Below are 25,661 nucleotides of genomic sequence, written 5' to 3'. Positions count from 1 at the left end.
GCAAGTGGGTTATTCACTGTGAGATAAAATCTCAAGCAGTGCAGATAACAACGCTTGGCGCTCACCAATAGGTAGTGCTTCAAATTTCTTAGCCCATCTTGCCGCTTTTCTCTTGATGCGTTGTCTATCGGTAAAGTTTTTTCCGACAAACGTATGATAATGAGTTTGACCGGGCTCAAAGTTACACCAAATTGTTTCTGTTCGGACGCCGCCGCGACTCATTGCCTGAAAGTCCACACTCCACCAATGAGATAGCGCTTCATCATACATTTGGTTTCGATAACCCGAGAGCAAGATTAGGCAAGGCAGATCAACTATCAGAGTTAACAATTCCCGGTGTTGTTCGTCAGTTAGCTCGTACTCATATCGGGCGGTGCTGGTTCGGGTTTCATGCAGATATGGAGGGTCTAAATATAAAACCGTGCGACCGTTACTTTCATAATCAAAAGTACGCAAAAACTGAAACGCACAACACTGATAGAGCTCTGCTGCAGCATAGTCAAATTCGTCTATACAGGACTTGTTTAGATCGAGCCCAATATTCCGAAGCGCCGGGGCTTTCCTTTTCATCACTGCGCCAGTACCTAAGAACCCTTCAATGTAAGTGTCGTGAGGTGGAAGCAGATTTATTATTGCTTGGTAAACCCCACTACCATTTTTGCCGCCTAGGTAATTATCCATGTCCATTGCACAAGCTCATTAAAAATTTGGCACCATCATAGATAGAACTGTCTATGTAATCAATGTGGCCAACATAGTCAATTTCGTCTATGCGCGGCAGTGTTGCGATAGCCTGTAGTCGTTTGCGAATAAAATTTATACAAAACCATTGCATGTATAACATTGATGTTATACATTAATGTTGTGAGGTGATTTCAATTATTTGTGAGGGAGTTATGTTTACGAATGGGAATGCCAAGTTTTTATTTCTGGTTTTACTGTCGGTTGGAATATTCGGGGAATTTTGGGAATGGATGGATGAGTGGGCTTCGCATGAATCCCCTTATCGATATGCTGCTGCGTTTTATCATTTCACATTTCAAGAATTGCTCAGGTTGTTCCCTTCAATTAAGAATGCTGTAGCTGGTTCAGGGATCACGCCCTATCAAAACTTAAATTGGGTTTTAGGGATAATCTTGATGCTGGTTGCTATAGGCGGGAGTGTCAAAGTGGGGGTTATTGCCCATAGATATTTGGTCGATAAACAAGTTCACAAAAAAGTGTACTACGGGTATCTAGCCCCATTTGCCCTAAGCTGTGTTCTTTTCGTGGGTAGTATCGCTTTATCATGGCTTTTTGCGTAACTCACTGTTTATTTTAAAATAAAAAATATACTGTTTATGTATATCTTTAATGTTCTACACGTGATAATCTAGCTTTAGTTTAGTGTATATCTTTGATGTTCTACATGGTGGATTTATGACTAGAATAGTTATGGTTGGGAATCGCAAAGGCGGTGTTACAAAAACGACTACTGTTGTTAACTTAAGCTATGAGTTAGCTAATAGAGGTAAAAAGGTGTTGGTCATTGATTTTGATGGTCAAGCTAATGCCACCGAGTATTTTACCAATGGGGATGAAGAATTTTACATTGGTGATGCTTTACTCAATCGAAAATTTGATATTACCACTGCGATATATCCCGCAATCATCGATGGAGAAAAACAGGCTAACTTACATATCATTCCCGGCAGAAGCGGGGACGTTATGACTAAGTTAGATATGGATATGATCTCACTGCCACGCCGGGAAGAACGCTTGATAGCTCACTTAGCCGCAGTGAAGCATTTATATGACTACATTCTTATCGATACTAACCCGGGAACGTCTGTACTAGGGTTGAATGCGATTATGGCAGCTGATGAATTTATTATTCCTACCTCATATAGAGAAAAATCTATCCAAGGTATTGAAATGTTTTTGGCGCATATTGAAGAAGTTAAATTTATCGATGAATCCGAAATTCGCTTTACTATTTTACGTACTTGTTTGCGCCGAGCTTCTAAACGTGAGCTGGCCTATGGTGACTCTAGAATTGGCTTAACGTGGAACGGCAGAGTTGCGGACACCATAATTTGGGACAAAGTGGTTTTCGGTGATGCTGAACTTGCTAACCTTCCTGTTTCTAAATTTGCCCCTAGTGACGCTGGGGCGGCGTATTACAAAGATTTTGCCAAGGAGTTTGATAGCTATGAACAGTAATTTAGAGCGGATTGCCGAGTTAAAAGCTAAAGCTAAATTGTCTCCACAAGAGAAAGGAGAGTTGGCCGCGCTAGAACGCGCTGAACGTAAGTTGGCTGCTGCAAGCAATAAAGAGCCTCAGAAAGCAAGGGCAAACACATTCGGGACGGTGGCTACAACAAAGATCACTCCAAAACCAATTCGGTTCCTCGAAACGGAGTTGACAGCTTTGGCTACTCGAAGCGATACGCTAAAGGCAAATTGTGCAGATCTTATTATCGACCAGCTGGGCAGTCTGCGGGAGGTTAACACTACAAAGTTGATTAGAGCGGGTCTGGTTCTGTTGATGGAAGCGGGGGATGAAGAAGTTATTCGCGCAATTAAAGACGTTCAGATGAAGATGGTTCAAGGGAATTAATTTAATGTATAACATTGTTGTTATACATTGCTAGGATGGTTAGCGCGGTATCTCACCACCGCACTAACCTGTAACACACTTAAAACTTTCGAGGTAAAAAATATGTCACAGCACGACTATACATTAGTTGCTAATACTCGTCTAATCGATTTACCAGCCTTGCCTGTTGGACTGGTTGAGCAGTGGTTATCGCTTAAAGATGAATGGACACAGAAACAGTTCCGGCGGTTCTTAAGATAATCTCATATAGCAGTGTATAGCTTTGATGTTATACGCTGCGCTTTCTTCCTTATCTTTCTTAGCAAGACTAGCCCCCAGTTCAGGGGGCGGCGGCTCAGACGCTGTTCACCGTGGAATCCAAGCCGTTAACTATCACATTATCAGTAAAACCTTACCATTTCATTTGATTTATCCCTTTATTGTATTTATGTAATAATGTAATGTATTACATGAATACATTACATTATTACATTAAGGGTTAAGTATGGTTGATAAATCAGAAAAGATTACACAAGAGTTAGTGTTCGACTTAGCTGATCGCTTAACCGCTCAGGGGGTTGAACCAACAAATCTACGTATACGCGAATTAAACGGAAATAGAGGGAGTCTGACTTCGATCACTCCATTGTTAAAGGCTTGGCGAGAACAGCGTACCTCACAGGCGATTGAATCCTTACCTGATATGCCTACTGATCGCCTTTTAGGGCTTTTACAGCCTGTTTGGGCTGAATTGGCGCGAGAAGCGCAAGCGTTGTTTAAGGCTGAACAAACAGCCTTTGATGATGCGAAGAAAAGGCACGATGCCGAGGTGACAGGCTATATCGATGAAATTGACCGCCAGAGTAATGAAATAGAGAGTGTGAATCTAACGCTTAGTCGTTTCATTGAAGAAAACCAAGATCTTAAGCAGCAATTGGCGGCCTTGTCTGAACGTGAGCGGCAACAAGTGACACAAATTTCAAGCTTGGAGCGCGATATTCAGTTGTTGAAGTCGGCGGCTGATGAAAGTAACCGGGTCAATGCAACTCTGAACGCTGAACTCGCAGCGGCAAAAGTAGAGCTGACCTTGGCTAAAGAGTCCTTAACTTTGGCTAAAGAAGCAGAACAAGAAAAAGCCGTTGACTTGCGTGTTGCTGAAAATCAACTTAATGGCTTAAAAGAGCAGTTGGGGTTTGCCAATCAGCAGATTTCAAGCTTGGAGCGCGATATTCAGTTGTTGAAGTCGGCGGCTGATGAAAGTAACCGGGTCAATGCAACTCTGAACGCTGAACTCGCAGCGGCAAAAGTAGAGCTGACCTTGGCTAAAGAGTCCTTAACTTTGGCTAAAGAAGCAGAACAAGAAAAAGCCGTTGACTTGCGTGTTGCTGAAAATCAAATTAATGGCTTAAAAGAGCAGCTGGGGTTTGCCAATCAGCAGATTACAGATCTAAAACGTTCACTTGAGTTAAGTGCACAGGCCAGCACTGAACTTGAACAAAAAAATGCCGTGCTAACGAATACAGCCAATAACGCCGAGCGTAACTTAGCTGAATTAAAAGTTTCCTTGCTTAACGCCAGTGAGCAATTAGCCCAGGCGAATAGTCGTGCCGACATTGCCGAGGGTAAGCTGAGTGCGTTGACCTTAAATGCTGCTCAACAAAAGCATGGTAAATCAAAGTAAGAAAGAGTGATGTATATCATTAATGATATACATGGAGTCGCTAGGGCTGGCCTAGCTCGTTTAAGTCGGGGCTTTTTAGGTGGCTCTTTTAAATTGGTGTAAGTCTTTATGAGCTATGTGTTTTGGCCGTGGCTCGTTTGGGTATACCTAATTAAACCGACAGGGTTAAGTCAACGAAGGAGAAAATATGGTTACTAAAGGTGGTATTCATACAGTGGAGATTGACGGTAAGCATGTTCATATAACTAACCTCGATCATGTAACCCTGTGTTCAGAGTGGGCTAAGCTGCGGAGGGAACTAAATGATCTTTATGAGACGAACCGCCAATCTAAGCGAGGCTGGCGGGGCTTGGTATTGAGATTGTTCGGTGTAACCCATCCAGACAAGCAATCTGTGACTGTGATATTCAACGATGCAGATACTAAGGATTATATAAATACGTATGACAGGCTGAAAGAAGCCCTGACATTATTGGGGTATTCGGATGCAGCCCCAGTGCATCATAGAAGTAACTTGCTCCATGCTATTCAGCAATTTGCCGCCCAGCATAATGACACGGATCTGGAAGCTAGATGTGAAGCAGAAATCGTTAAGATTAGAGCTAGTAACACCATAAAATAAGGTCAGTGGTTGAAATTTATCTTTAGTAAATGTAATAATTAATCTGCTAGTTCCTGCCGAATAGGCAGCTGAAAATAATCTCAATGAGATCACTCAGAAAAAAGTTGTTTACCTGCCGAATAGGCAGTTTGCGAAATGAGAAAGCGGAACTCCTATCTAGGGGCTCCGCTTTTTTATTGCTTGGCCGTAGGGGGAGGTTGAACTCGGAAACGAGTAATACAAAACGTATCATACAATTCATCGGTGACACTCAAATAACCAGAAATAGGGTCGATTTAACACCATTTAGTGTTAAATCAAATTTCATTTAACACCAAATGGTGTTAAATGGCCTAAATCGCATTGTAAGTGATAAATCGTTTAGAGAAGGAAAATAGCCATCATTAGTATCATTTGATACAAATGATTGGCTTTATGTTCTTGCGTTTCAATATGTTAGGTTTTTTGATGTGGTTTTGCTATGTATCAAATGATATTTAGAGTGGTAAGCAAAAGACTCTCTTGCTGGTAAGTATATTGCTTTCCGTGAATCCCTTGCGTTATGCCGTGTTACACTGATTAGGCAGTGAATTAATTGCATTGTCTGCATACTCCAGTAACCAGAGGATATACAGACAATGAGTAAAGCTGACGCACTCACACCTGCAGAAATAAACCGAGTCCTAAATACATGCCAAATCATGCAGCATAGCGAAGGTAAACGCTGTGCTTTGGTACTATCTCACGCAGCCATGCGCGTGACTGAGATCGCTCTACTTAGAACGGAACACATCCTTTTTGCCAATGGCAAAATCAAAGAAGAAATCCACCTACCAGCCAGCATTTGTAAGATGTTGAAGCCAAGAACTGTTTGGCTTACAAACAAGACATCGAGGGAGATTATTCAGCAATGGATTGATCACCGCTTAGTAAAAAAGTGGGGGGTATCTGGCCGCGCTGACTTCCAAGGATTAATTCCAGAGTCACGGTTTCTGTATACAGTTCGTGGTGCTCCATATTCGCTCCAGCCTAAGCCTAGAAAACTCGACTCAGGAGAGATACGGGAGTATTGGGCTTGTGATGCACTAGAGCAAGCTATGAGGGAGATCTACAAAAAGTGCGGTTTACCTTTAGCATCTTCACACTCTGGCCGTAAATCGCTTTGTACGAATGCTGTAGTAAAAGGCGTTCCGATTGAAACCGTGTCGCGAATACTCGGCCACGCTAGCCCTGAAACTACTATCGACTATGTTGTTATTCAACCAAGGCGGGTAGAAGAAATGTGCGGGATTGATTGGGTTTAACTTGTTGTCATTTATGAGCGAATAGCGCACACTATAAAGTTGTTAGTTTCGTAAAATTTTGAGGAATTTATGGCGGAATCCGCAGATAAAGAGGCTTTTTCGGCATACTGCCGCGCTCAAGTTGGGCTTGATGCAAAAGAGGTGGCTGATCTCGCCAAAGTGCCGCGGCGCACGTTCTACGACTGGTGGGCAACTCGACGTACTGCCGTTGAATTGATCGTAGATGGAATTAAACATCGCAATAGCAAAAATGTGTGAATATCGCACATTATTTGTTGACTTGTGAGCGGTATTCGCTCATAATTATCTTAAGCTTAAAATTTAAGGATTGCACCAATGCCAACAATTTCAATGTTCTACGGAATTATCGTTTATATGTATTGCTTTGATAATAAGCGTCATAAACAGGCTCATATTCATGCAACATTCGCTGAGTTTAAGGTATCGGTAGCTATCCCAAGTGGTGATGTTTTGGAAGGAAATTTCCCTGCCAAAAAATTGAAATTGTTACAGGCATGGATAGCCATTCACGAAGATGAACTAATGGCCGATTGGTCACTGGCGATTGACGGTGAGAAGCCATATCAAATCGACCCTTTACGGTAGTAGGAGGCGTTATGTTAACAGTTAACAGCGTGAGGTATGCAGGGGCTTTTAAATTACACGTAAGCCTCTCTAACGGTGATTCAGGTCTGTTCGATGTTAGCGGTTATACCAATAAAGGTTTTTTTAAAGAGCTAGCCAATGAAGAATATTTGAAACAAGTATCGGTTGATAGCTCGGGCATGGGGATTCGTTGGCCGAATGAGCAGGATTTTAGCGCGGATACCCTCGAAGCTGAGTTAATCAAAGCAAACTAAACGGAAAGTAGGCACACTAGGCTCAGGAGTAAATTATGCGCACATTCACTGATATAAGCTCAAGAACTAACTGGCGCGTTATCGAAGCTGACGGCCATGCAGAAAGCGTAACGCGAAACGGCGCAGCACATTACCTGCGTGTCGGGCGTAAGCTAGGACGCAAGTGGCAGCGAACTAACAACGGTTGGACTCTACTGTAGACGGCGGAAAATAGAGGTTATCAGGATGGCTAGACGACTAAGTTACGATATGACTGTACGCAAAGACGGTGACATTTGGACTATTTGGGGTTTAGGTGTTGAACGTGACGGTAAAGTTTTCTGCCACCTCGCATCTCAGACCAGATTTAGAAAGCAAAGAAACGGTGAAGTCCCAATCCAACAGAATGATTGGGTTAAAGGCACTAAAGATTAATCAACTTGAACGGAAACTTTGTATGGCTAATCCTGAGTGGGTATCTGATTGCTTTGGTATCGTCCCGCACTTCCGTGGTCGCTGGGTCGTTGTATACGGCGATAATGATTTGTGGGCTTATAACGGCATTTATCGCAACCGTAGGCGTGCCAAAAAAGAGATCACCCATTACATCAACAAAGGCTTGTTCAGAATGCGCCGCGGCGCACAGGCCAAAAAATAACGGAAAGTCATCATGAATAAACCTGCGTGTGTAGAGCAGTACGTTAACTGTCGGAATCATAATAACTGCGGAGGCTATGCTGTTCCTAGGTCTGAATATTGCCAAGATTGCCTTGACGAACAAGCTGAATTTGAAGTTTTAGAAGCCGAACAGTTATCAGCTATTTCCGAGCTGAAAGACGCATTAACATTTTTGGATAAAGTCAGAAGTGCAACTGATGAAGAGCGCCAAGCTGTGCGTTCAGATCATCTTGCTCTGCTTGAACAAGCGGCTAGAAAAGTAGCAGCAGTTTATTAACGGAATATCCACAAAATGTCAGGTGAGAAGCATAAAGTTTTTAAAGTTGAAGATGCAGAAGGTGCTGTTCACATTAAGACTACAAGGGGTGAATTTGACCCATTTGAGACATTTTGCGGAGAGCTTGAAAATTTTGATAATCCGATGAAAAGAACAAGTAAGTCTGTAACGTGTGTCGTGTGTAAAACAACATACGACATACTCAAGAATGGCATTATCTTAGAGCGAAATTGACTCGGTAAAATTAACGGAAACTATGATTATGGATATTGAAACTAATTACCCAATCGGGACGAAGGTAAAAATCACGCAAAAAGATGAAACTGGAATAGGCACAGGCGCGTATAAGGTGTCCACTAACTTTGGCGTGGTTTCTGGTTATTTTAAGTATTCAATTCACGTTGAACTTACTAGCGGTACGTTGGTTGATAACCCGAATTACAACCATAAGCATGTTTATCATCCAGTAGACCACCCTCAATGCACTACCGAAATAATTAATTAAAACAATAGAGGGGGAAGTCAAAATGAATTTATATTGCTCACATTGCGAAGAATATACGCAACACGATTTTCAATATTCAAATGAGCATACAGGTGAATCAACGTATGCCTGTATTCACTGTGCTTGTTTATCACTTCCTTATATCAATGGCTTTAATATATTTTGGTATACCTTCATCGGCTGAATGGCTCATATTTATTGTGATAGTTGTTGAGTTTGGAGCGGTGAAAATTATAGTTGATAGTAGAAATAAGGATGACTGAGTTTTTGGAGAGTTATATGGAATCGCACGCTAACGAAGAAAACTGGATGGTGATCGGCTACAGCAAGACAGAAGGGGAATACCCGGTACGCCTTAACATCACTAAGGCCGAGGCTCTTGCGCTTGCTGAAAAGAACAACCAGAGCAAGCCCAAGTACCCTGATGTTGCTCGTTGTATGACAAGTTCGGAAACGGGGCGTGATAATGCGGATTAAGCCGGGGGGCGGTAAGTGGCTGTTGGCCGCGCTGTTATCGGGTTCTATAGCGGGGGGAATTTGTCTCTTTGTTGGGCTCCCGCAGATTCTAGCTAATGTCATTCCCTTTGGTGTATCAGCTGCGGTATTTTATGCGGCTAGAAGTCAATGGCAGGAGTAGACAGCATCTTGAGATTTATGAACCTGCAACGAATTAAATTTATTATATGGCGTCTGGTGATGTGCAAGCTTGGCTATCACTACAAAAAAACACCGACAGGAGCGATTCCTAATTTTTGTGGAGCATGTGGTTATGCTTTTAATCCTAATGCATATCAAATTTACGAAATTACTTTCTTAGATGGTTCTTCACTGACGGTTTCAGCTACTAATGAATTTCATGCTAAAAATTTGGTGTGTTTTGAGACGGGTTTTATGGGCGTACCATTAATAAATAAGGTTAAAATCCACGAATCTAATATTAAATCAGTAGTATTAGTTTGCGATAAAATTTAAAATTTTTACCGCAAACTATCTTAACTTTGTGCAAGGGAAATAAAATGTCTGATAAATCTAAGGTTATAGCACAACAAGCAAAAATGGTTAAAGAGCAAGTAGAAATTATTTTAAGAAATTATGAATTGAGTGATGCTGACAAAGATAAAATCTCAACTGACATTGCAGATGTTATTTTATCAGGTTGGGATCTTAAGTTGAACGATTTGCTCTTTCCTAACCCTAATCAAAAATGAAAGTAGCTAGAATCTACATGCGTGTGAGCGCCGATGACCAAGATTTACAGCGTCAAGAGCGCCTTATATCCGATGCAAAGGCGGCGGGGTACTATGTGGCCGGGGTTTATAGAGAAAAAGCCTCGGGCGCTCGCTCAGACCGTCCAGAGCTGCTACGCATGATCGCAGATTTGCAGCCGGACGATGTGGTAATTGCTGAAAAACTCGACCGGATTAGTCGTTTGCCGCTGCTCGATGCTGAAAAGCTGATCCAGAGCATTAAAGATAAGGGAGCCAAGCTGTCTATCCCGGGGCTAGTTGATCTGTCCGAGCTGGTTGATGATGCGAGTGGGGTTGCCCGGATTGTTTTAGATTCAATCCAAAGCCTGTTGTTGCGCTTGTCGCTTCAAGCGGCGCGGGATGATTACGAGCTGAGGCGGGAACGTCAAGCGCAGGGCATTGAACAGGCCAAAATGAAAGGTCTTTATGAAGGCCGAAAACCCAATAAGCAATTGCATCATTTCATCATTGCGTTGCGTGGCGCGGGTGACTCAATATCTCTCACGGCCACAAAAGCATGTTGCAGTGAAGCTACTGTAAAACGTGTCTGGAAAGAGCATGTGAAAACGCTTAAAAGTCTTGAAGCAAAGGAACTGGATTAATGGTCTTTATCGATCAAAAAACGTTTAGTGAGTTAGATTGGCATTGGGTTCGTAAGTTTAGAGCAAGTAAGTGTATCGATACGTTAGAGATCCAAGCGTCCGGCGCTGAAAGAAAAGTTTCTGAAAATTTAAGTCTCTCATATCAAGAACGTTCGGCTAATCTGTCATCAATTAACACTGCATATTGTTTCCGAGAATTAGAGCTGCAAGGATTCTAAAAAGGGCGATACCCGCGCTTCTCCGGGTTCGCTAACCGCTCATCCCCTTCGGGGACTAAAGCCCTACATATCGCTATCGCAAAAGCCGCAAAAGCACACTGTCTCGCTCAGAGCTAGGCAAGTGTGACTAAGCGGCGCTCGTTTCTTTCGGTGTCATGTTTGCCCCAGGATTATCCCTATCGTTTATCGCTTCCGTTTGATCTGTCGCTGACCACAACCCGCCCGGCAAGGGTTCGCTGCGCCGCTTCGCGCCCTTGTCAGTCAGAACGATGGTAAGCGGACAGAACGTCAGGCGAAAACGAAGATGATAATCCCAAACGGAGCAAACCAGCCATGACACACTCAATCACTACTCTTGCAAGTCTCACTAAGCCTATCGCTGAACAAGCCAGCAAAGAAGCTAAAAGCAGGCTCTCCAAAGACGATATTCAAAAGAACACCATAAAAGAAGCTGTGCCTGTGTACGACTTCCGCAATGCCATTGATAGCCTGTTTGATATGGTTAACGTCCATTATCACGCTTGCGTGGGAAGTGGGGAAATAGCGGACTTTTTAGCGCGGTTGAAACGCAATCATACAAGGCTTTTAGGGTTGACATGCAGAAGGGCTAAACCCTATGACTTTGAGCAATATGAGCGCGCTTTAGCAGCTGCTGAGGCATGTTATCCCAAGGCAGAGGCGCGACTAGCTCAAGCCAAAGCAAAGGAGGCTAAATAATGTCTCAGAACCAATATTGGCAGTTATTAGATAACACCTTGACGTTTATCAATACAGGCACTTATGCCTCTGTTGATGAAGCTATTGCATGTGGGGCGGCGTATGTATCTGGTGATATTACCGCACTTGAAAGCTATACAGATGGAAATGTAACGGCTTTTTTAGATCTGAAAGATGCGTTAAGTGTTTATTCAAAATGCCTTGGGCACAGTGATATTAAGGCTTTTTTACGTACATCTATGGGGTATATCTGCATCGATGATCTTGATTAATTTTGTTTTATATCAACTGGATATGTTAGGTTAAATATTTACACCGCCCCAAAAGGGCGGTATAATCTTTTTGTCGGTCGGGAATAGTCCATGACCCTAAACGGAGATTAGTCCATGTTTACAGCAAATCAAGAAAGCGAAGCGGCCAAGGTTCAAAGAGTAATGGCTTGGCTGGGTGATATTTATGTCACTAATGGCGTGAATGCGTTAACACCATCGCACTCTGACAAATTGGCGCTCACTGAATTGTTTTATCGCCATGCTGCGGGTGATTGGGGGATATGGCAGAGGCCGATAAAAAATTAAATGACGATATGCTTGTTAAGGGTGGCCGAGTGCTTTCAACGTGGAGTCTTGGGGCTCAAAAGATTTTTATCATTACCGAGCCAGATAGAACCCGCACCACTGCAATGTTGCTAAATGATTATTTATATGGTCATTAATGTTTAATCGTTCAAGAAAGCGCACTCAATGAGTGCGTTTTTTCTTTGTCTTTATGTAGAACATTAAAGATATACATATTTATTGGTAAAGTGTTTACATCGCCCCAGTGGGGCGGTATAATCTCTTTGTCGGTCGGGAATAGTCCATGACCCCAAACGGAGATTGATCCATGAACTCATACTATAAATTTGCCCCTAACGTCTTTGTTGCAAAATGTCGCGAAAAACACCAAAAAGGTGAGGTTATTCCAGTTTGTTCTAAGCACGGCACAGAAAGGGATCATATTGTGTTTAACTTTTTGGGCAGCAGTGTTAACGGCGAATTTCATTATTATTCGATAGTTCGGTCAGATGGTTATAACGCACAGGAACACGCCAAGGCCAAGGCCGCAAAATATGGTGATTGGGCAAATAAGGCGGCAGTTAAAAGTGATGCGTGTGTTAGTGCCGCTATGGAAGGGCATGAGTTTTTATCGCTCGGTGAGCCTATCAAAGTCGGGCATCACAGCGAAAGTCGTCACCGTGCGCTAATTGCTCGAAATCATGCCCGTATGGATAAGAGCATAGAGTTACAAAATAAAGCGGAATCCCACGCATCCAAAGCGGCGTATTGGGCGAGTAGAACGGACGTTATAAACCTATCGATGCCTGAAAGTCTTGAATATTTCGAGCATTTACTAGAAGTCGCACAGGATAAACACGCTGGCCTTAAGTCGGGTAAATATCCAAAGCGTCACTCTTATTCGCTGCAATATGCCAAGAAAGAAGTTAACGAATGTAAGAAAAAATTAGAGCTGGCCGTTAAGTTATGGGGCGAACAAGAAGAATAAAATAATTGTTTACACCGCCCCGCTGGGGCGGTATAATCTCTTTGTCGGTCGGGAATAGTCCATGACCATTTTTAAAAGGAAATATCCTATGTTTTATCGTGTAGCTACTGAAGGTTTTTCTTATTCTGTCGAATCTTGCCGTGGTGACTTTGGCTTAGTGCTGGGTCGTCATAATGATTCTTATGCGGCCTCTCAAGCGGCATTTAAAGGCCGTACCTCAAGCAATGCGCTTAAACGCATTGAACAAACTGTGATTGAATACAATGGCGATAGCCTAAAGGTCGGTGAAAACCACCGTGAAATATTTTGGATGCTGTACTGTGATTTAAGGGTTGGCGTCCAAGCTGCTCGATGCGCTGATGTGATTGAAGCCATTCGCACGGGGCAAAAGGCTGGCGAGGCATGTGCTAATCTCCATTGTTTTGACGAGTTTGGCGCGGATATGTCCTTTGATGATTGGTTTGCCAAGTTTGAAAAAAGCGCGTTAGAACTGCTTGAAGAACGCGATTTTAACCGCCAAAAAATGGCCGAAATGAAGGCTAAACAGGCGAGCGTGGTTGAATCCTTTCAACAGGCGGCGTCAGAGTACACCTATTCATTTCCTGCTGTGAAAGGGATTCAAGCCAATAAAGAGTTTTACATTGCCCAAGTGCCGTTTAAATACTTGGTTAAATTCTTCACTTTCGCGGATGAAACCCTACCCGCTGAACTACGGGCGCAGCGTGTCGTTAATCCTGCCCATGCGCGAGATATTGCTGATTATGTCGTGTCGAACCGTGATAGCTACGTGCTGCCCAGTCTCACAGTAAGCGTTAACGCTTCTATGGTGTTCGACCCGCTTAATGTCGGTGGCTTGGCTGATCGCCTTGGGGTTCTGCGAATCCCTGTTGATGCCACGTTGTAGATCAATGACGGCCAGCACCGCCGTATGTCTGCGGAAACATTTATTCAATTAGATAAAACGCTTAGAGACGAAACTATCCCTGTGGTGTTTTACTTTGACGAAGGGCTGGCACGGTCAAAACAAATGTTTGCTGATCTGAATGCTAACTTATCTAAGCCCAGTGCTGCGATTAACGCGCTCTATGATCTTCGCAATCCGTTTAACCGCTTTGTCCTCGATGCGCTAGAGCGTCATCCAGAGATTAACGCTCTGATTGATAAAGAAAGAACAACCATCGGCGCGAAAAGCGTTAAATTGTGGTCGCTGGTGCATTGGAAAAAGTTTGCTGAGAAATTACTCGGGGTGAGTGAGGCGGGATTTGCAAACCTTCCTGAAAATGAAACCGAGGCTATGGCTAAGTTTTTCGATACCGTGGTAGGTAACATGCAGCCGACATTTAGGCTTTTAGATAGAGTGATAACTGGGGTTATTACGCCTGAAACCCTCAGAACTGATTTTATCATTGGTCATGCTGTATTTTTGGAGTCGCTTGGGTTGGCCTTGAGTAGTCTTGCTGACCTTGCGCCGGAAGTTACGCTTGATGTTATGAAGTCCCTATCTTCTCTTGCATATAATAAAGATAATGATCTTTGGGCTGGTCGTTGTGTTAAAGCTGACCGCATGGTTAAGAATAACGATAGCGTTAAACTCACTGCGGCGCAGCTGCGCCGAACAGCGGGATTAGAGCTTTCTAATAGCATGATTGAAACCAGCTTGCGTCACGGTTTAGATTACTAATCTTCAATAAGAACGGGAGCCGCGCTGCGGCTCTCTTTCATTCAACATACTAAGAGATTGGCTTATGAGTGAGTCTGTATTGCCGTTAACTATCGCTGATTATGCGCCGTTGCCCTGTGTCCGTCCTAAATTTGAACCGGGTTACGTGCCCCCCAGGGCGGCAGAGGTAAAACAGCTTAGGCTGCTAATGGGGTACTCTCAGGCGCAGCTGGGCGTATTGCTTGGTAAGGCTATTTCACAAAAAGGCTGTGACAAGGTTTATAAGTGGGAATTGTCTGAAACGAGCAAATATCATAAGCCCATTGAGTATTTAGCATGGCGTCAAATGCTTTACTGTGCTGGGCTGGCGTCCATTCAAGATGACATTGCTATTGCGGCCAAATATAAAGAGATCCTAAACGCACAGAACTTGTAGCCCCCCAAGGGGGAACCCGCTCTATTTCACACGCTCACAGGTTCGCTAGTGAAACTAAGCCCTCACAAGTTCGGTCTTAGCCCATTCGGGTAACGATCGGGGCTAGTTAAGCAAAAATCAAAGGCTTTCACTGTTAATTGCCAAGTGCCTCTACGTTGTGACGTTTTTTGCGTCATGGCTCCCCGTTGTTTCACATCTACGCACTCGCTAGTCGTTCACTTTTGCTTAGTCACAACCTGAATCGCAAGGGTTCGCTACGCCGCTTCGCGCCCTTGCCATTCAGAACGATGCCGCGCGGCAAGTACGACAGGCGATAGCGAAGATGATAACGAAACAACAGGAGAAAGCGCCATGACACATTCAACTTACCCAACTACAGGCACTAAGCAGTTACCAGCGACCAGCGTATCCCCGCTGGAGCAGTCAGGCTCCAACAAAAATGATATTAGCGCCGAAATTATGGCTCTCTCAAAATATCAAGGCTTGAGTCGTATGATTGCTGACACCAAAACGAATATTAGTAACTTACGCAATACCTTAAGTAAAAAACACTATCACGCTAATTACTTAGCCCAATGCAATGACAGCTTAAAAAACTATGAGCAGGAATTGATCAAGCTTGAACTCGCTAGTGAGGTGGCCGAGCAATTGAAACCTAAGCGAGTGCCTATATCACAAGAAGATTTTAATAAAGTGGCCGAAGTTGCCGCCAGAACAGGGCAGTTAAAACGGCGGGACGGTGAGTTTGGGGCTGAGTTTGCCATTTTCCTTAATGGGCACTTGATGATGATCAGTCAAGTTAACAGCGAAGATGAACGGGAATTTTATAAATATTTCTAGTTTCACTAAAGGGAAATGTTAGCCTAAAAGCTAATATTTCCCTTTGTGCTAATTTTATTCGGTGTTATACTGCTTGCAGTAACAGGGAGTTTTTAATGTTTGAATTGATTTTTCATCCAGAGGCCGAAGCCGAGATCTTAGCATTGGCTAATAACGTGCAAGGTAAGGCGCTTCGGGCACTGGCAAAGCTAGAAGCAGAGGGACACCAACTGCGCTATCCAGACACGGCACCAATAAGGGATGGCTTGTTCGAGTTAAGGGCAGGGGGTAAGGACATTACCCGCACCTTTTTTGCGTTTAGCAAAGGGAAACAAATCTATATTTTACGGACGTTTGTTAAGAAAACCGCTAAAACGCCACCGTCAGAAATTAAACTGGCATTATCAAGATTGGAGCAATTGCTATGACCACTAAAGTAAAAGGTGTTTCATTTGCCGATGTGAAAGCTAAAGCATTCAGAAATCCAGAAGTGCTTGAGGCGTACTTGGCAGAACAACGCAAAGATGAATTAAAGGCGCTTTTGGCTCAACTGCGTAAATCTGCTGGGATCAATAGCGCACAAGTAGCGGCCAAAATGGGCGTGACCCCTGCCACTGTATCTAAGCTAGAAAATCGCGCTGATAGAGCGAGCCTTGAGACATTAGAACGCTATGCCGCTGCCTGTGGCGCGAGCCTTCAAATCAGTATTCAGCAATCACCTATCAATGTATAACAGTAAAGATATACATTAAAATAATTCTTTACACCGCCCCGATGGGGCGGTATAATCTCTTTGTCGGTCGGGAATAGTCCATGACCCTAAACGGAGATTAGTCCATGTTTTCTGTTGAAGAACAACGCATTTTGGCTCAAGCCGCTGAGATTATCCGCTCTAAACTTATTTATACCCCTGTTTTTACTAATCCTGACTTAGCGCGGGAGTTTTTACAAAATCAATTGGTTGCTCGCGAGCATGAAGTTTTTGCAATGTTGCTGCTGGATAGTCAGCATCGTTTAATTCAATTTGTGGAGCTGTTTCGCGGCACGATTGATTCCGCCAGTGTTTATCCTCGGGAAGTAGTTAAAATCGTGTTGCAGTATAACGCTGCTGCGGTCATTTTCGCCCATAATCACCCGTCTGGCATATCCGAGCCAAGCCAAAGCGATAGACGTATCACAGGGCGGTTAACTCAAGCGTTAACGACAATTGATGTGGCTACATTGGATCATTTTGTTGTTGGGCGTGATTCTGTTACCTCGTTTGCCGAACGTGGCTGGCTCTAAATGACATTGGCCGCGTTGCGGCCTTATTTGTTCCGTGGGCTGCAATGCAGCCCTAAACAACCAAAGAGAAATTTTATGGAAACTACAACTCAATATTGCAATTCTGTGCCGCTAACAGTCGATGCGTTTAAAAATCGCCCATGCTCATTGCCAGCTTGTCATCCTGACTATGTGCAGCCAACCCCCGAAGAAGTTGCCGCGCTGCGTGTACTACTAGGGTTTTCGCGTGAAAAACTGAGTCTTTTTGGTAATGTGAAACTGTCTAACAAAGGTAGTGGGGCGGTTCGCAAGTGGGAGTCGCCTTTAAATTCTACAGAGAACCGCCCTGTTAACTATGGCGTTTGGCGCATGATGCTTTATGCGGCTGGGGTGGCTTCTATCGATGATGATTTAAGAGCGTTGGATTTATAGAGGGCTAGGTTATGCGTTTTTTTGACGAATTGAAACAAGTGATGTTAGAAGGGAATGACCCTGAAACTATCGTTATTGCTACCGATGACTTTTGCTGTACCCGTCGCAGCAACAGAGCGAGCTTTGCATTTGAAAATGTTTTTGGCGCTTATCGTTACCCTGTATCGCTTAATTTCTTGCCGTCAGGGGCGGTTAATGTCGTTGTTGGTGGTGGGCGCTCTCGGTGTCATGCGAATGATATTTTTATCATCGAGGACGATTCGGCTAATGATAATCCGACACTTGAACATTTGAAATTTTTGGTTGTGGCCGGAGGGCTTAACTTCAATGTTTCGGCTAGTGTTCACTCGCAGCTAAAAGAGCATCCAGAGTTTAAACAGCAAAAAAGCATGGTAGAGTATCAAAATATTTAGCAATTATCCCCCCTTAACAGGGGATGGTTGTGTTAATTTAGTTTGGCGTTATCCCCCTTAACAGGGGATGGTTGTATTAATTTAGTTTGGCGTTATCCCCCCTTAACAGGGGATGGTTGTATTAATTTAGTTTGGCGTTATCCCCTCTTAACAGGGGATATTTGGAGGGGATTTTGGAAGTAGGGCGATTGCTCCAAGGGCAAGTATCTGAAAAGCAATTTCAGTGCTTGCTTCGTTTTACGAAGTTCAATAGTGAGAAAAAGATTGATGCGTTACGAGCTTACTTAGTCTCAGGGTATCATATGGCGTTTGCTTACACGTCTAATGATTTGTCAGCTCAGAAGTTCCATGAAGCCTTAGCGGTGCTAAATGAAAAGTGGTCGATACATCAAGATTTGATCGATGCGACCAATGAATTATCAAGCTGTGGCCAACATAGATAATACTGACTATGCTCGATACTCAAGAGTGGGGGAACCCTGCCGTTAGAGGGTTCCCATTGCAGCTATTACAGCAGAGTGACTAACGCGACAATAACTGAACTAGCCAGTGCAAATATTGATGCAATCATGCTGAATTTGGCTAACTGCATTCCCTTTGCGCTTTCATTCGATAGAATCGTTTTAAACTCAATCAGTGAGCCATTAAGTGTTTTAGATAGCTGGTTATTAAAACTATCAATTTGTTCACTGGTTGCGCGTTCTATATTGGCGCGAGAAGCATTTAACGCAGCCGAAATAACCTTTTCAGCCTTATCCTTAGATTCTTCACTCAATTGTTTCATTGAAAGCTGAATTTCTTCCTGAAATGCTTTCAATTGATTTTCTTGTGCCTCAGTTGCTCTTTTAAGCAGCATTTCGTTTATGGTGTATAAAATCAGTATTGGATCGTCACGACCAATACTGATGTTATGGATCTTGGCAATATCTTGAATGACTTTTTCTATATCTTGGCTCATACGATTGACGCCGCAGTGATTAACTTGAATATATCGGTTTTTAGCATTTTTAAACGCTGGCGATTCATAATCGTTAGTGATTCATCGTTAATCGCTTCATCAAATGTTTTTTTATCGCGCAGCATATCTTCAAAATCACGCCCAAACGTTTCTTTTTTCAGTGTTGGCAGCTCGATAATAGCCGATACTTTTTCTTTGTTAACTGTATAGGCTTTCATGTTCTCAAAAGATTTACCCTCAGCCTCAATCGCTCCCCAATAGGGGTTTAACCAAACAACAAAAGAGCAATTTTCAGGATATTGATTTACTAGAGAGACAAAGCCGTTCAACGTATCAGATAGAGCCTGACCGCCTGTAATAACGGTATGAATAATTAACTCATGGCCGAGTTCTTGGATAATGTCTGCTATTCCATTCTGAATAATATAGCTTGATAACGGCACAAAAGAGCTTGCGCCGTTATCAATGATAATATCATTTTCGGTTTGGGCGATTCTTTCAATAAGCGCGTCAAAGCTGCGAATATTGATTTCGTCATTTTCTAATATTTTAAATGTGTCTACTTTTAATGATTTGTAACTCGCAAAAGTGGCATTTACTGGATCGGTATCAATACAAGTCACTTTGTCTAGTTGAGCTGTTTTGTATTGAGCAATTAGCGAGGCCACTAATGATTTGCCTACACCGCCTTTGCCTTGCAGTACTAAATGAATTTTGCTCATAGGTTTACCTTAAATTAAATCGCTTTTTTGGGGTTCGGGATTAAATTCAAATTTTTTTGGTTTATCGGCTTGTACCTTCTTCGGTGCCTTAATTTCTTTAAGAGCTGGAGCCGGGGCTTGCTCATTGGCCGCTGGTGCAGAAGCGGCGGCCGCTGTTCTGATAGGTTTTTGCTGGTACTTTTTCACATACCCGCGAAACGTGTCATACGAGCACTTGAGCTTTCCTTGATCCGTTAAGTATTCATGGATCACTTTCAAGTTATACCCTGCATCAAGCGCCGCAAAAACTTCATCCGATACCGCAAGAAATAGCACCCACCCACCTTTACGGCGGTTTTTGTCTTTTTCAGGGCGACTTGCAAACCATTGATCTATGCCACTGGTGCCTTTAACCATATAAATCTCTTTTCCGTATTTATCGCGTTTTTTGCGATCATTTATCACTGATTTTGATCTGATTTACTCCGTATAAGCTGCGTAGAATGCAGGTAAAACGGCGTTTTTACGCAGTTTATCACCCAATTTTTCAAGATCAAGCAATAAACGGAGTATGTACGTTGTTTGTGCGGGCTCAAACCTTGGTGTAAAATGGCTTTTAAAACGGGCAGGATGGGTGATGTAGTCCTACAATGGTAAACCATTGCAGACTTCATCACTTTGACTTATTCGCTCCCTTCGGGGCTCAACGTTCCTGCTCTGCGAGGCCACCGACTACCGTCAGTTTTAATTATTCAAAATCGGGTACTCCATGGAAAAGAAAGAGCAAGCAGTCACACGGCGAGGAACCACACCTTTGAAGGTGTATTGCTTGCCAGAAGAAAAAGCACTCATAGAGGCAAATGCAAAAGCTACCGGAAAATCGGTTTCATCATTCTTGTTGGCCGTTGGGCAGGGATACCAAGTCACCGGGATCGTTGACGCAGAGCAGGTGCGCGAAATGGCAAAAATTAGTGGAAACCTTGGTCGTTTAGGGGGGCTTTTAAAATGGTGGCTAACTGATGATGCTAGAGTGGCAAATTTTACGCCCGAGACAATACGCACTGTGCTTTCAAAAATTGAAGATACACAAATTGAATTAGGTGCTGTTATGTCGAAAGTAATTCGACCACGATTAGAGCAAAATAAATGATTGCGAAGCATGTACCTATTAATTCATTAAAGAAAAGTGACTTTGCAAACCTTGTCAATTATATCACGGATTCGCAAGATAAGATTGATAGGGTTGGGCAGATTTCATTTTCCAATTGTCATTCTAGTAAACTAGATATGGCAATAAATGAAATATTAGCCACGCAACAAATGAATACTCGTACAACTAAAGATAAGACTTATCATTTAATTGTGAGTTTCAGAGCGGGGGAAAATCCAAGTAAAGAAATTTTAGATGATGTAGAAAAAACTATCTGTAAAGATTTGGGGTTTGCCGAACACCAGCGTGTAAGCGTTGTGCATTATGATACTGATAACGTACACATGCACATAGCTATTAATAAAATCCATCCTGAAAAATTAATTACATTAGACCCTCGGCAATCTTATCGTAAGCTAAGTGAATCATGCGCGAAGCTTGAAATAAAACATAATCTTGAAGTAGATAATCATATAGGTCTTAAAATTCCTTCCGCTGGTAGAGCGAGTGATTTAGAGCATCATTCAGGTATTGAAAGTCTTGTGGGATGGATTAAACGGGTTTGTTATGAAGATATAAAGTCCTCTAAAAACTGGGATGAACTTCATAAAGTCATGGCGTTTAATGGGCTGGCTTTGCATAAAAAAGGCAATGGTTTTGTTATTGAGAGTATTGAATCAGGCGTTTTTGTTAAGGCGAGTACAGTTGATAGAACATTTTCTAAAGCAAAATTAGAAGCGAAATTTGGCGAGTTTAAAGAGTCTGATTTTGTCGATGACAAAACCCGTTCTTATCAGAAAGAGCCCAAGCAAACACGAGTTGATACTAGCGATTTATACGCTCGTTATTTAAAGGAACAGGCCAGTAACAAGAAGCGGAAAGCATCAATGTTAAACGCTTCTAAACGCCGTAAGCAATTTGAAATTGAAATGATTAAACGCTCTAGTAAATTAAAGAGAATAGTCATCTCATTGTCAGATAATTATCTAATGAGAAAGGTTCTCTATCGTCAAGCGAGCAAGTCATTACAGGATAATATTAAGAAAATAAATCAGAAGTACCAGAATGAGCGGCTCGCATTAAACAAGAATAATCGCCGTCATACGTGGGCTGACTGGTTAAGGGAACAGGCCGAGGCCGGGAACGTTGATGCATTGAACGCATTAAGAGCCCGGAAGGGTACGACCTTAAAAGGTAATACCTTCTCAGGCCAAGAGTCACACCATGTAAAGAGCGGCGAGGTAGTCACTAAAGGGGGGGCGGTGAGTTACCAGAAGGGCATCGAGGCGGGAATACGTGATGACGGCCAACAGCTAAAAATAGCTCGAAACATTACAGCTGAGGGCGTTATTGCGGCGCTGAAAATGGCACAGGAGCGATTTGGTAACACGATCACCATTAACGGAACAGATGAATTTAAGACCCTCGCAGTTAAGGCCGCTGTCGTTGGTAATGTGCGGGTTACGTTTTCTGACCCTGAACTGGAAAAATTAAAGCATAACTTACTATTGGGAAAACAAAATGCCGAAATCAAACGAAGAATTATTGCCGGACGAGGATTTGATCGCTCTAGCTATGGCGCAGATGGACGAAGAACTGCCAACCGAAACGAATTTAGACCCGGGGATGAGTTTGGTTACAGAGATCGACCCGAACAAAAGCCAGACCTTGGAGTATTTGGAGCGAGAAGCGACAGACCGCCTACCACCGGATATAACAGCGTGCGCTCAATGTCCAGTATCGATGTGGCAAGCTACCTCAAGCCAAGTGCAGTGTTATTGCCGGGTGATGCACGTAATAACATGGACAAGCACAAAGAAAGACGAAGTGCTGACTCATTGCGATGGAATGTATTTCACACCAAAATAACGCCTGTTCAAATGGCTGCGGCAGAAAGCTATATTTCAGAGCGTTTAGAGAAGAAAAAGCAGGGGATCTCAATACCTGAGCATCGACCGTTAACCAATCCTACTAAAGCGGCTTACCTTGGCGCGAGAAACGTTAACGGAGTCCCATTAATGCTATTTGCTGAACCAGATGGAGCCGTGGCCGTGCTACCTGTTAGCACGTTGAAGCAATTCAAAATCGGTGAGTTGTTATCGATTAATAAGGATGGTTTGGTATCGAGGGCGAGGAAGGTTAAGCGTTAGTGAAAGGAAAGCGCCTAGAGCTAGGCGCTTTTATCTGATAACGTAATCCGCGCCTTTGGTATTCAAGAGCGCGTAAAACGTCACTATGGCTTGTTTAGAGGGGTTAGGCGGGACTTACAGAGCGGGTTTTTACGTGTGACTTTTTAATATTTTGTTCCTGTGTCTGTTCCTGTTTTTGTGTGTGTTGCAGATTTTGTTTGTTCAAAAGCTCATTGATTGCAAATTTCACCTGACGTTTTACCCCATCGATGCCCAAGGCGCTCTTGGTTTTTACATCATTAAAATCGGTGTATTTCTTCATTGTATCAATGGCTTTCATTTGCTCCTTAGTCACCTCTTTATTGCGCCACAATTCAGGGGTGACAATAGGTAACTCGGGAGGGTAAAGCTGTTCTTTTGGAGCGAAAATAGGGAAAAGCGTTTGCCCTTTAACGGCTTCGGCGGCTGCGGTCGCTTTTTCCACCCCTACGTTTTTATCTTCGGTCATTACTTGGTGAGCGTCATTATCACCACAAATCAACATCGGTTTATTAGGGTGAATTTCTCGTAAGGCTTTCGCCACTGTGACAAGATTACCTGCATCAAAAGCTGATACTACGGGTAATGCTGCTGCTTCACTTAGCGTATCAGCGGTTGCATAACCTTCGCTCACAATAATCACCGGGGCTTTAGCCAGTGCGTCCATATCGCCCCCGACAATATGAAACGAGCCCGTTTTTTGTGAACCAGAAGGAAACATTTTCGTGCCGTTTGGCTGGATGGTTTGAGCTGTCCAAATTTTGCCGTTGGCATCATGCGCAGGAACAACCAGATCACCAGTGGTAAAAACTACGTGAGAGGGGTTCTTTTCGCGTAGTGCCTGTGATTCTTTCCAGTTTGCCCCGATTAACACTTTGGGGTCATTTTGCAAGGCCGATGGTTCAGGAATAACGAGCAAGTTACCCGCTTTGGCTTGTTTAACTTGCAAGTATTTCTCATTTCCTGTCGGTAAATTGCATACTTCTAGTAAACGAGTGATACCTTCGCCCACGCTTTGATGTTCAGCTGCTTGAGCCGCTTCTCGCTCTTGCTTCTTCGCAGCCGCTTGAGCATTTAAAACCGCTTTTTCCTCATTGGTCATTGAATAGCCCTTCGATGACCAATTCTGTGATTCCCCGGTACGATTATTTGAGATATAAGCCGCTGGTATGCCGTCTGTAAATGCTACGTACATACCTCCACCGCTTTGATCTTTCACAGAAGCTTTATCAGAGAGCAGTCGGCATCGATGTTTCTTGCCGTCCATAATGGGGTGCTCACCAGTCACATCAAAGCCCATTTCTTTCATCACAAGGGCTAATTCTTCTCTTGGGTGAAGGGCTGGGGCTTGCTCAGTGGGGCGATTTTCAACGAGCCATTTACCAATTAATTGCTTATCAGTGCCGGGGTCTACATACCAAGATTTTTTTTGTTTATCCCATTTTGCACCAATGCGTTTAGCCTCATCTTTTTCTGAATACGGCACTGCAATAAACAGTTTAGTTTCTGGCTTGGCCTCAACCTGAACAACAGGCCATTTATCATTAAGCTTGGGTAACTCTGATTTATCAATAGACCAGTAACCAGCTGATCTATCCCATCGAGCGCCAGCTGCTTTGGCTTCGTCTTTTTCTTTAAATGGTACATCGATAAAAACCTTTTCAGTTTTTTTATCCATGCTTTGCGACTCCATATCGATATTTTGGCGCACAGGCTCCAAAGGAGTGTTACTGCTAGGAACTGCGGCACTTACGCCCTGCTCTTGATTTTGCTCTTGCTTTTGCTCATAGCTGAGTAGCAGCGTTTGAATTTTTTCGGCGTCAGCTGCGGCGCGGAAAATTTCTAGCGGGTCATCCTGCAACACTTTAATCCAGCTTTTGACGTAGGCTGTATGTTGTTCAGGATTGTGGCCTATTCCGAGTTCTTCACCCATGATCATTGATGATATTTCGGCGCGTAGTTCTTCCTTTGCGTAAGCCTCACTGCCGAATGGATGCCCAAGATCACGATTTAAGCGGGAGGGGTGCCCTGTCCAGTGGCCTAGCTCATGTAAGGCCGTTGCGTAATAGCCAGCTGCATCACTGAACTGGTTCTTTTCGGGTAGGGTAATACTGTCCCTGCCGGGGCTATAAAATGCCCTATCTTGCGATTTGTGCATAATATTCGCGCCAGATGAGCTAAGAATTTTTTCCGCTCGATTTACGGCGTCCCACGTTTGCTCGGGGGTTTTAGGTTTAATTTCAATCGGGGGTAAACCCTCGATCTGTTCTGCGTTAAACACAGAAGCAAAAAACACTCTTGGCCGTTCTAACGGCACAATAACCGTTTTGGCCTTGCCTTGGCTGTCTAAAATAGGTTTCCCGTTGTCGTCTAATAATTTCTGTTCTTCGTTGAACTTCCAATATTGAACGGGGGTACTTTTTGCCCCTTTTATCACTTGAGCATTAACCGAATTTGCTTGGTCGTATGTCATCCAGCGTGGATCGGAAAACCCCTGTGACATAAGGTTTAAGGTATTGATACCTCTGTATCTTTTACCTGTTGACGGATTGTAGGGTAAGGAGTGGTTATCTTGCCCAGGCACCCACGGTTTTTGCCAAGGTGCAGTGCCTTGTTTGAGCTGTTCTATCAAGCGTTCTGCAACAACTTCGTGGAACGGTTTTTTAGGGGTTTTCTTATTCATTTGAACCCCCATCCAGTGCAGACGTTAGCGCATCTTCTTCACTCATTGCGTCCTCGATGAATGCGCCCATCAAATCCGCTTCGATTGGTGAAACCTCAACTTGAAGTTGAGGGGTAAGAGCATCATCCAGTTTTGCATCGATGACTGATTGCTCAGTGACATTCGTTTCGTTACTCATGGGATTTC

Annotated in this window: 39 protein-coding genes and 2 pseudogenes; 35 read left to right on the top strand and 6 right to left on the bottom strand. The window is 43.4% G+C overall.

Annotation, left to right across the window (positions count from 1 at the left end):
• Positions 1–9: 9 nt before the first annotated feature.
• The gene (locus FJD32_RS24015; protein WP_140907766.1) at positions 10–687 is read right to left on the bottom strand and encodes a DNA adenine methylase; all 678 of its coding nucleotides are present in this window, start codon (positions 685–687) and stop codon (positions 10–12) included.
• A gap of 209 nt (positions 688–896) precedes the next feature.
• Between FJD32_RS24015 and FJD32_RS24010 the strand changes: the two genes are divergently transcribed.
• The 33 genes and pseudogenes from FJD32_RS24010 (at position 897) to FJD32_RS23845 (ending at position 18,258) form a co-directional block, all read left to right on the top strand.
• The gene (locus FJD32_RS24010; protein ID WP_140907765.1) at positions 897–1,304 is read left to right on the top strand and encodes a hypothetical protein; all 408 of its coding nucleotides are present in this window, start codon (positions 897–899) and stop codon (positions 1,302–1,304) included.
• 115 nt (positions 1,305–1,419) lie between these two features.
• On the top strand, positions 1,420–2,202 hold the full coding sequence (locus tag FJD32_RS24005) for an AAA family ATPase (protein WP_047533125.1): 783 nt from the start codon (positions 1,420–1,422) through the stop codon (positions 2,200–2,202).
• Positions 2,192–2,599 carry a hypothetical protein gene (locus FJD32_RS24000; RefSeq protein ID WP_088212951.1) on the top strand — a complete coding sequence of 136 codons (408 nt, stop codon included), beginning with the start codon at positions 2,192–2,194 and terminating at the stop codon, positions 2,597–2,599. The genes FJD32_RS24005 and FJD32_RS24000 overlap by 11 nt, the downstream gene beginning before the upstream one ends.
• Before the next feature lie 484 nt (positions 2,600–3,083).
• On the top strand, positions 3,084–4,259 hold the full coding sequence (locus tag FJD32_RS23995) for a DNA-binding protein (protein ID WP_140916724.1): 1,176 nt from the start codon (positions 3,084–3,086) through the stop codon (positions 4,257–4,259).
• A gap of 187 nt (positions 4,260–4,446) precedes the next feature.
• A pseudogene (locus FJD32_RS25330) lies at positions 4,447–4,647 on the top strand (hypothetical protein); the annotation flags it as partial.
• 851 nt (positions 4,648–5,498) lie between these two features.
• Positions 5,499–6,164, top strand: a complete 666-nt coding sequence (locus tag FJD32_RS23985) for a site-specific integrase (protein WP_088212946.1) — start codon at positions 5,499–5,501, stop codon at positions 6,162–6,164.
• 69 nt (positions 6,165–6,233) lie between these two features.
• Positions 6,234–6,422, top strand: a complete 189-nt coding sequence (locus FJD32_RS23980; RefSeq protein ID WP_041413370.1) for a hypothetical protein — start codon at positions 6,234–6,236, stop codon at positions 6,420–6,422.
• A 78-nt stretch (positions 6,423–6,500) separates the two neighbouring features.
• Positions 6,501–6,770, top strand: coding sequence for a DUF4160 domain-containing protein (locus tag FJD32_RS23975; protein ID WP_088212945.1), 270 nt, complete (start codon positions 6,501–6,503; stop codon positions 6,768–6,770).
• A gap of 11 nt (positions 6,771–6,781) precedes the next feature.
• Positions 6,782–7,024 (top strand): DUF2442 domain-containing protein, encoded by a 243-nt coding sequence (locus FJD32_RS23970; RefSeq protein WP_088212944.1) that lies wholly within the window; start codon positions 6,782–6,784, stop codon positions 7,022–7,024.
• Positions 7,025–7,059: 35 nt separating this feature from the next.
• Entirely contained in the window at positions 7,060–7,224 is a 165-nt protein-coding gene (locus FJD32_RS23965) for a hypothetical protein (protein WP_176400019.1), read from the top strand.
• Positions 7,225–7,249: 25 nt separating this feature from the next.
• Positions 7,250–7,438, top strand: a complete 189-nt coding sequence (locus tag FJD32_RS23960) for a hypothetical protein (RefSeq protein WP_088212943.1) — start codon at positions 7,250–7,252, stop codon at positions 7,436–7,438.
• A gap of 22 nt (positions 7,439–7,460) precedes the next feature.
• Entirely contained in the window at positions 7,461–7,661 is a 201-nt protein-coding gene (locus tag FJD32_RS23955; protein ID WP_088212942.1) for a hypothetical protein, read from the top strand.
• Between the two features lie 12 nt (positions 7,662–7,673).
• Complete coding sequence (locus FJD32_RS23950) at positions 7,674–7,958, top strand: hypothetical protein (protein WP_140907763.1); 285 nt, start codon at positions 7,674–7,676, stop codon at positions 7,956–7,958.
• 15 nt (positions 7,959–7,973) lie between these two features.
• The gene (locus FJD32_RS23945; RefSeq protein ID WP_140907762.1) at positions 7,974–8,192 is read left to right on the top strand and encodes a hypothetical protein; all 219 of its coding nucleotides are present in this window, start codon (positions 7,974–7,976) and stop codon (positions 8,190–8,192) included.
• Between the two features lie 28 nt (positions 8,193–8,220).
• Positions 8,221–8,463 (top strand): hypothetical protein, encoded by a 243-nt coding sequence (locus FJD32_RS23940; protein ID WP_140907761.1) that lies wholly within the window; start codon positions 8,221–8,223, stop codon positions 8,461–8,463.
• A gap of 279 nt (positions 8,464–8,742) precedes the next feature.
• On the top strand, positions 8,743–8,940 hold the full coding sequence (locus FJD32_RS23935; protein WP_140907760.1) for a hypothetical protein: 198 nt from the start codon (positions 8,743–8,745) through the stop codon (positions 8,938–8,940).
• A 147-nt stretch (positions 8,941–9,087) separates the two neighbouring features.
• Positions 9,088–9,435, top strand: a complete 348-nt coding sequence (locus FJD32_RS23930) for a hypothetical protein (RefSeq protein ID WP_140907759.1) — start codon at positions 9,088–9,090, stop codon at positions 9,433–9,435.
• 44 nt (positions 9,436–9,479) lie between these two features.
• Positions 9,480–9,671, top strand: a complete 192-nt coding sequence (locus FJD32_RS23925; RefSeq protein ID WP_140907758.1) for a hypothetical protein — start codon at positions 9,480–9,482, stop codon at positions 9,669–9,671.
• A gap of 17 nt (positions 9,672–9,688) precedes the next feature.
• A complete protein-coding gene (locus FJD32_RS23920) occupies positions 9,689–10,312 on the top strand; it encodes a recombinase family protein (protein WP_240200042.1) in 624 nt (207 codons plus the stop codon).
• 551 nt (positions 10,313–10,863) lie between these two features.
• Positions 10,864–11,247: a hypothetical protein gene (locus tag FJD32_RS23915; RefSeq protein ID WP_088212938.1), complete on the top strand. Its 384-nt coding sequence runs from the start codon at positions 10,864–10,866 to the stop codon at positions 11,245–11,247.
• A complete protein-coding gene (locus FJD32_RS23910) occupies positions 11,247–11,519 on the top strand; it encodes a hypothetical protein (protein WP_140907756.1) in 273 nt (90 codons plus the stop codon). The genes FJD32_RS23915 and FJD32_RS23910 overlap by 1 nt, the downstream gene beginning before the upstream one ends.
• A 114-nt stretch (positions 11,520–11,633) precedes the next feature.
• Positions 11,634–11,825 (top strand): hypothetical protein, encoded by a 192-nt coding sequence (locus tag FJD32_RS23905; protein WP_173944797.1) that lies wholly within the window; start codon positions 11,634–11,636, stop codon positions 11,823–11,825.
• Complete coding sequence (locus FJD32_RS23900; RefSeq protein WP_205403064.1) at positions 11,801–11,962, top strand: hypothetical protein; 162 nt, start codon at positions 11,801–11,803, stop codon at positions 11,960–11,962. Before FJD32_RS23905 ends, FJD32_RS23900 begins: the two co-directional genes overlap by 25 nt.
• A gap of 170 nt (positions 11,963–12,132) precedes the next feature.
• Positions 12,133–12,792, top strand: a complete 660-nt coding sequence (locus FJD32_RS23895; protein ID WP_140907755.1) for a DUF3560 domain-containing protein — start codon at positions 12,133–12,135, stop codon at positions 12,790–12,792.
• A 61-nt stretch (positions 12,793–12,853) separates the two neighbouring features.
• Positions 12,854–14,473, top strand: a pseudogene (locus FJD32_RS23885) (DNA sulfur modification protein DndB).
• 64 nt (positions 14,474–14,537) lie between these two features.
• The gene (locus tag FJD32_RS23880; protein WP_088212934.1) at positions 14,538–14,888 is read left to right on the top strand and encodes a hypothetical protein; all 351 of its coding nucleotides are present in this window, start codon (positions 14,538–14,540) and stop codon (positions 14,886–14,888) included.
• Positions 14,889–15,239: 351 nt separating this feature from the next.
• Positions 15,240–15,728, top strand: a complete 489-nt coding sequence (locus tag FJD32_RS23875; protein WP_140907752.1) for a hypothetical protein — start codon at positions 15,240–15,242, stop codon at positions 15,726–15,728.
• A gap of 95 nt (positions 15,729–15,823) precedes the next feature.
• Positions 15,824–16,135: a type II toxin-antitoxin system RelE/ParE family toxin gene (locus FJD32_RS23870; protein ID WP_140907751.1), complete on the top strand. Its 312-nt coding sequence runs from the start codon at positions 15,824–15,826 to the stop codon at positions 16,133–16,135.
• Positions 16,132–16,440, top strand: coding sequence for a helix-turn-helix transcriptional regulator (locus tag FJD32_RS23865; RefSeq protein ID WP_088212932.1), 309 nt, complete (start codon positions 16,132–16,134; stop codon positions 16,438–16,440). Before FJD32_RS23870 ends, FJD32_RS23865 begins: the two co-directional genes overlap by 4 nt.
• A gap of 104 nt (positions 16,441–16,544) precedes the next feature.
• Complete coding sequence (gene radC, locus FJD32_RS23860; protein WP_088212931.1) at positions 16,545–16,991, top strand: DNA repair protein RadC; 447 nt, start codon at positions 16,545–16,547, stop codon at positions 16,989–16,991.
• Between the two features lie 75 nt (positions 16,992–17,066).
• On the top strand, positions 17,067–17,402 hold the full coding sequence (locus FJD32_RS23855; protein WP_088212930.1) for a hypothetical protein: 336 nt from the start codon (positions 17,067–17,069) through the stop codon (positions 17,400–17,402).
• 11 nt (positions 17,403–17,413) lie between these two features.
• On the top strand, positions 17,414–17,815 hold the full coding sequence (locus FJD32_RS23850) for a hypothetical protein (RefSeq protein WP_088212929.1): 402 nt from the start codon (positions 17,414–17,416) through the stop codon (positions 17,813–17,815).
• Positions 17,816–17,946: 131 nt separating this feature from the next.
• Entirely contained in the window at positions 17,947–18,258 is a 312-nt protein-coding gene (locus FJD32_RS23845; RefSeq protein ID WP_345890733.1) for a PapB/FocB family fimbrial expression transcriptional regulator, read from the top strand.
• A gap of 65 nt (positions 18,259–18,323) precedes the next feature.
• Here FJD32_RS23845 and FJD32_RS23840 read toward each other — a convergent pair whose 3' ends face one another.
• The 3 genes from FJD32_RS23840 to FJD32_RS23830 are packed head-to-tail and all read right to left on the bottom strand — an operon-like array spanning position 18,324 to position 19,891.
• Positions 18,324–18,773, bottom strand: a complete 450-nt coding sequence (locus tag FJD32_RS23840) for a conjugal transfer protein TraM (protein ID WP_088212927.1) — start codon at positions 18,771–18,773, stop codon at positions 18,324–18,326.
• Positions 18,770–19,495, bottom strand: a complete 726-nt coding sequence (locus FJD32_RS23835; protein ID WP_047533052.1) for a conjugal transfer protein TraL — start codon at positions 19,493–19,495, stop codon at positions 18,770–18,772. The genes FJD32_RS23840 and FJD32_RS23835 overlap by 4 nt, the downstream gene beginning before the upstream one ends.
• Positions 19,496–19,504: 9 nt before the next feature.
• A complete protein-coding gene (locus tag FJD32_RS23830; protein WP_140916720.1) occupies positions 19,505–19,891 on the bottom strand; it encodes a TraK family protein in 387 nt (128 codons plus the stop codon).
• A 352-nt stretch (positions 19,892–20,243) separates the two neighbouring features.
• Between FJD32_RS23830 and traJ the strand changes: the two genes are divergently transcribed.
• Positions 20,244–20,624 (top strand): conjugal transfer transcriptional regulator TraJ, encoded by a 381-nt coding sequence (gene traJ / locus FJD32_RS23825; RefSeq protein ID WP_140907749.1) that lies wholly within the window; start codon positions 20,244–20,246, stop codon positions 20,622–20,624.
• Positions 20,621–22,774, top strand: coding sequence for a TraI/MobA(P) family conjugative relaxase (gene traI / locus FJD32_RS23820; RefSeq protein WP_140907748.1), 2,154 nt, complete (start codon positions 20,621–20,623; stop codon positions 22,772–22,774). Before traJ ends, traI begins: the two co-directional genes overlap by 4 nt.
• Positions 22,775–22,877: 103 nt before the next feature.
• On the opposite strand, the gene FJD32_RS23815 is transcribed toward traI, so the two are convergent.
• Together FJD32_RS23815 and FJD32_RS23810 are read right to left on the bottom strand one after the other, a co-directional pair.
• Complete coding sequence (locus tag FJD32_RS23815) at positions 22,878–25,475, bottom strand: zincin-like metallopeptidase domain-containing protein (RefSeq protein WP_181159892.1); 2,598 nt, start codon at positions 25,473–25,475, stop codon at positions 22,878–22,880.
• Positions 25,468–25,653 carry a conjugal transfer protein TraD gene (locus FJD32_RS23810; RefSeq protein ID WP_088212985.1) on the bottom strand — a complete coding sequence of 62 codons (186 nt, stop codon included), beginning with the start codon at positions 25,651–25,653 and terminating at the stop codon, positions 25,468–25,470. Before FJD32_RS23810 ends, FJD32_RS23815 begins: the two co-directional genes overlap by 8 nt.
• Positions 25,654–25,661 lie beyond the last annotated feature (8 nt).

The sequence above is a fragment of the Shewanella sp. LC6 genome (genome assembly GCF_006385735.2).
GTDB classification, from domain to species: domain Bacteria; phylum Pseudomonadota; class Gammaproteobacteria; order Enterobacterales; family Shewanellaceae; genus Shewanella; species Shewanella xiamenensis.
Note: the sequence above shows the minus strand (reverse complement) of the source record. Positions and strands in the feature narration are given on the sequence as shown.

Excerpts from the sequence above, each read along its gene's own strand:
- FJD32_RS24015 (WP_140907766.1), bottom strand. The coding sequence starts at position 687 with ATGGACATGGATAATTACCTAGGCGGCAAAAATGGTAGTGGGGTTTAC.
- FJD32_RS24010 (WP_140907765.1), top strand. The coding sequence starts at position 897 with ATGTTTACGAATGGGAATGCCAAGTTTTTATTTCTGGTTTTACTGTCG.
- FJD32_RS24005 (WP_047533125.1), top strand. The coding sequence starts at position 1,420 with ATGACTAGAATAGTTATGGTTGGGAATCGCAAAGGCGGTGTTACAAAA.
- FJD32_RS24000 (WP_088212951.1), top strand. The coding sequence starts at position 2,192 with ATGAACAGTAATTTAGAGCGGATTGCCGAGTTAAAAGCTAAAGCTAAA.
- FJD32_RS23995 (WP_140916724.1), top strand. The coding sequence starts at position 3,084 with ATGGTTGATAAATCAGAAAAGATTACACAAGAGTTAGTGTTCGACTTA.
- FJD32_RS23985 (WP_088212946.1), top strand. The coding sequence starts at position 5,499 with ATGAGTAAAGCTGACGCACTCACACCTGCAGAAATAAACCGAGTCCTA.
- FJD32_RS23980 (WP_041413370.1), top strand. The coding sequence starts at position 6,234 with ATGGCGGAATCCGCAGATAAAGAGGCTTTTTCGGCATACTGCCGCGCT.
- FJD32_RS23975 (WP_088212945.1), top strand. The coding sequence starts at position 6,501 with ATGCCAACAATTTCAATGTTCTACGGAATTATCGTTTATATGTATTGC.
- FJD32_RS23970 (WP_088212944.1), top strand. The coding sequence starts at position 6,782 with ATGTTAACAGTTAACAGCGTGAGGTATGCAGGGGCTTTTAAATTACAC.
- FJD32_RS23965 (WP_176400019.1), top strand. The coding sequence starts at position 7,060 with ATGCGCACATTCACTGATATAAGCTCAAGAACTAACTGGCGCGTTATC.
- FJD32_RS23960 (WP_088212943.1), top strand. The coding sequence starts at position 7,250 with ATGGCTAGACGACTAAGTTACGATATGACTGTACGCAAAGACGGTGAC.
- FJD32_RS23955 (WP_088212942.1), top strand. The coding sequence starts at position 7,461 with ATGGCTAATCCTGAGTGGGTATCTGATTGCTTTGGTATCGTCCCGCAC.
- FJD32_RS23950 (WP_140907763.1), top strand. The coding sequence starts at position 7,674 with ATGAATAAACCTGCGTGTGTAGAGCAGTACGTTAACTGTCGGAATCAT.
- FJD32_RS23945 (WP_140907762.1), top strand. The coding sequence starts at position 7,974 with ATGTCAGGTGAGAAGCATAAAGTTTTTAAAGTTGAAGATGCAGAAGGT.
- FJD32_RS23940 (WP_140907761.1), top strand. The coding sequence starts at position 8,221 with ATGGATATTGAAACTAATTACCCAATCGGGACGAAGGTAAAAATCACG.
- FJD32_RS23935 (WP_140907760.1), top strand. The coding sequence starts at position 8,743 with ATGGAATCGCACGCTAACGAAGAAAACTGGATGGTGATCGGCTACAGC.
- FJD32_RS23930 (WP_140907759.1), top strand. The coding sequence starts at position 9,088 with ATGGCAGGAGTAGACAGCATCTTGAGATTTATGAACCTGCAACGAATT.
- FJD32_RS23925 (WP_140907758.1), top strand. The coding sequence starts at position 9,480 with ATGTCTGATAAATCTAAGGTTATAGCACAACAAGCAAAAATGGTTAAA.
- FJD32_RS23920 (WP_240200042.1), top strand. The coding sequence starts at position 9,689 with ATGCGTGTGAGCGCCGATGACCAAGATTTACAGCGTCAAGAGCGCCTT.
- FJD32_RS23915 (WP_088212938.1), top strand. The coding sequence starts at position 10,864 with ATGACACACTCAATCACTACTCTTGCAAGTCTCACTAAGCCTATCGCT.
- FJD32_RS23910 (WP_140907756.1), top strand. The coding sequence starts at position 11,247 with ATGTCTCAGAACCAATATTGGCAGTTATTAGATAACACCTTGACGTTT.
- FJD32_RS23905 (WP_173944797.1), top strand. The coding sequence starts at position 11,634 with ATGTTTACAGCAAATCAAGAAAGCGAAGCGGCCAAGGTTCAAAGAGTA.
- FJD32_RS23900 (WP_205403064.1), top strand. The coding sequence starts at position 11,801 with ATGGCAGAGGCCGATAAAAAATTAAATGACGATATGCTTGTTAAGGGT.
- FJD32_RS23895 (WP_140907755.1), top strand. The coding sequence starts at position 12,133 with ATGAACTCATACTATAAATTTGCCCCTAACGTCTTTGTTGCAAAATGT.
- FJD32_RS23880 (WP_088212934.1), top strand. The coding sequence starts at position 14,538 with ATGAGTGAGTCTGTATTGCCGTTAACTATCGCTGATTATGCGCCGTTG.
- FJD32_RS23875 (WP_140907752.1), top strand. The coding sequence starts at position 15,240 with ATGACACATTCAACTTACCCAACTACAGGCACTAAGCAGTTACCAGCG.
- FJD32_RS23870 (WP_140907751.1), top strand. The coding sequence starts at position 15,824 with ATGTTTGAATTGATTTTTCATCCAGAGGCCGAAGCCGAGATCTTAGCA.
- FJD32_RS23865 (WP_088212932.1), top strand. The coding sequence starts at position 16,132 with ATGACCACTAAAGTAAAAGGTGTTTCATTTGCCGATGTGAAAGCTAAA.
- radC (WP_088212931.1), top strand. The coding sequence starts at position 16,545 with ATGTTTTCTGTTGAAGAACAACGCATTTTGGCTCAAGCCGCTGAGATT.
- FJD32_RS23855 (WP_088212930.1), top strand. The coding sequence starts at position 17,067 with ATGGAAACTACAACTCAATATTGCAATTCTGTGCCGCTAACAGTCGAT.
- FJD32_RS23850 (WP_088212929.1), top strand. The coding sequence starts at position 17,414 with ATGCGTTTTTTTGACGAATTGAAACAAGTGATGTTAGAAGGGAATGAC.
- FJD32_RS23840 (WP_088212927.1), bottom strand. The coding sequence starts at position 18,773 with ATGAGCCAAGATATAGAAAAAGTCATTCAAGATATTGCCAAGATCCAT.
- FJD32_RS23835 (WP_047533052.1), bottom strand. The coding sequence starts at position 19,495 with ATGAGCAAAATTCATTTAGTACTGCAAGGCAAAGGCGGTGTAGGCAAA.
- FJD32_RS23830 (WP_140916720.1), bottom strand. The coding sequence starts at position 19,891 with ATGGTTAAAGGCACCAGTGGCATAGATCAATGGTTTGCAAGTCGCCCT.
- traJ (WP_140907749.1), top strand. The coding sequence starts at position 20,244 with ATGGAAAAGAAAGAGCAAGCAGTCACACGGCGAGGAACCACACCTTTG.
- traI (WP_140907748.1), top strand. The coding sequence starts at position 20,621 with ATGATTGCGAAGCATGTACCTATTAATTCATTAAAGAAAAGTGACTTT.
- FJD32_RS23815 (WP_181159892.1), bottom strand. The coding sequence starts at position 25,475 with ATGAATAAGAAAACCCCTAAAAAACCGTTCCACGAAGTTGTTGCAGAA.
- FJD32_RS23810 (WP_088212985.1), bottom strand. The coding sequence starts at position 25,653 with ATGAGTAACGAAACGAATGTCACTGAGCAATCAGTCATCGATGCAAAA.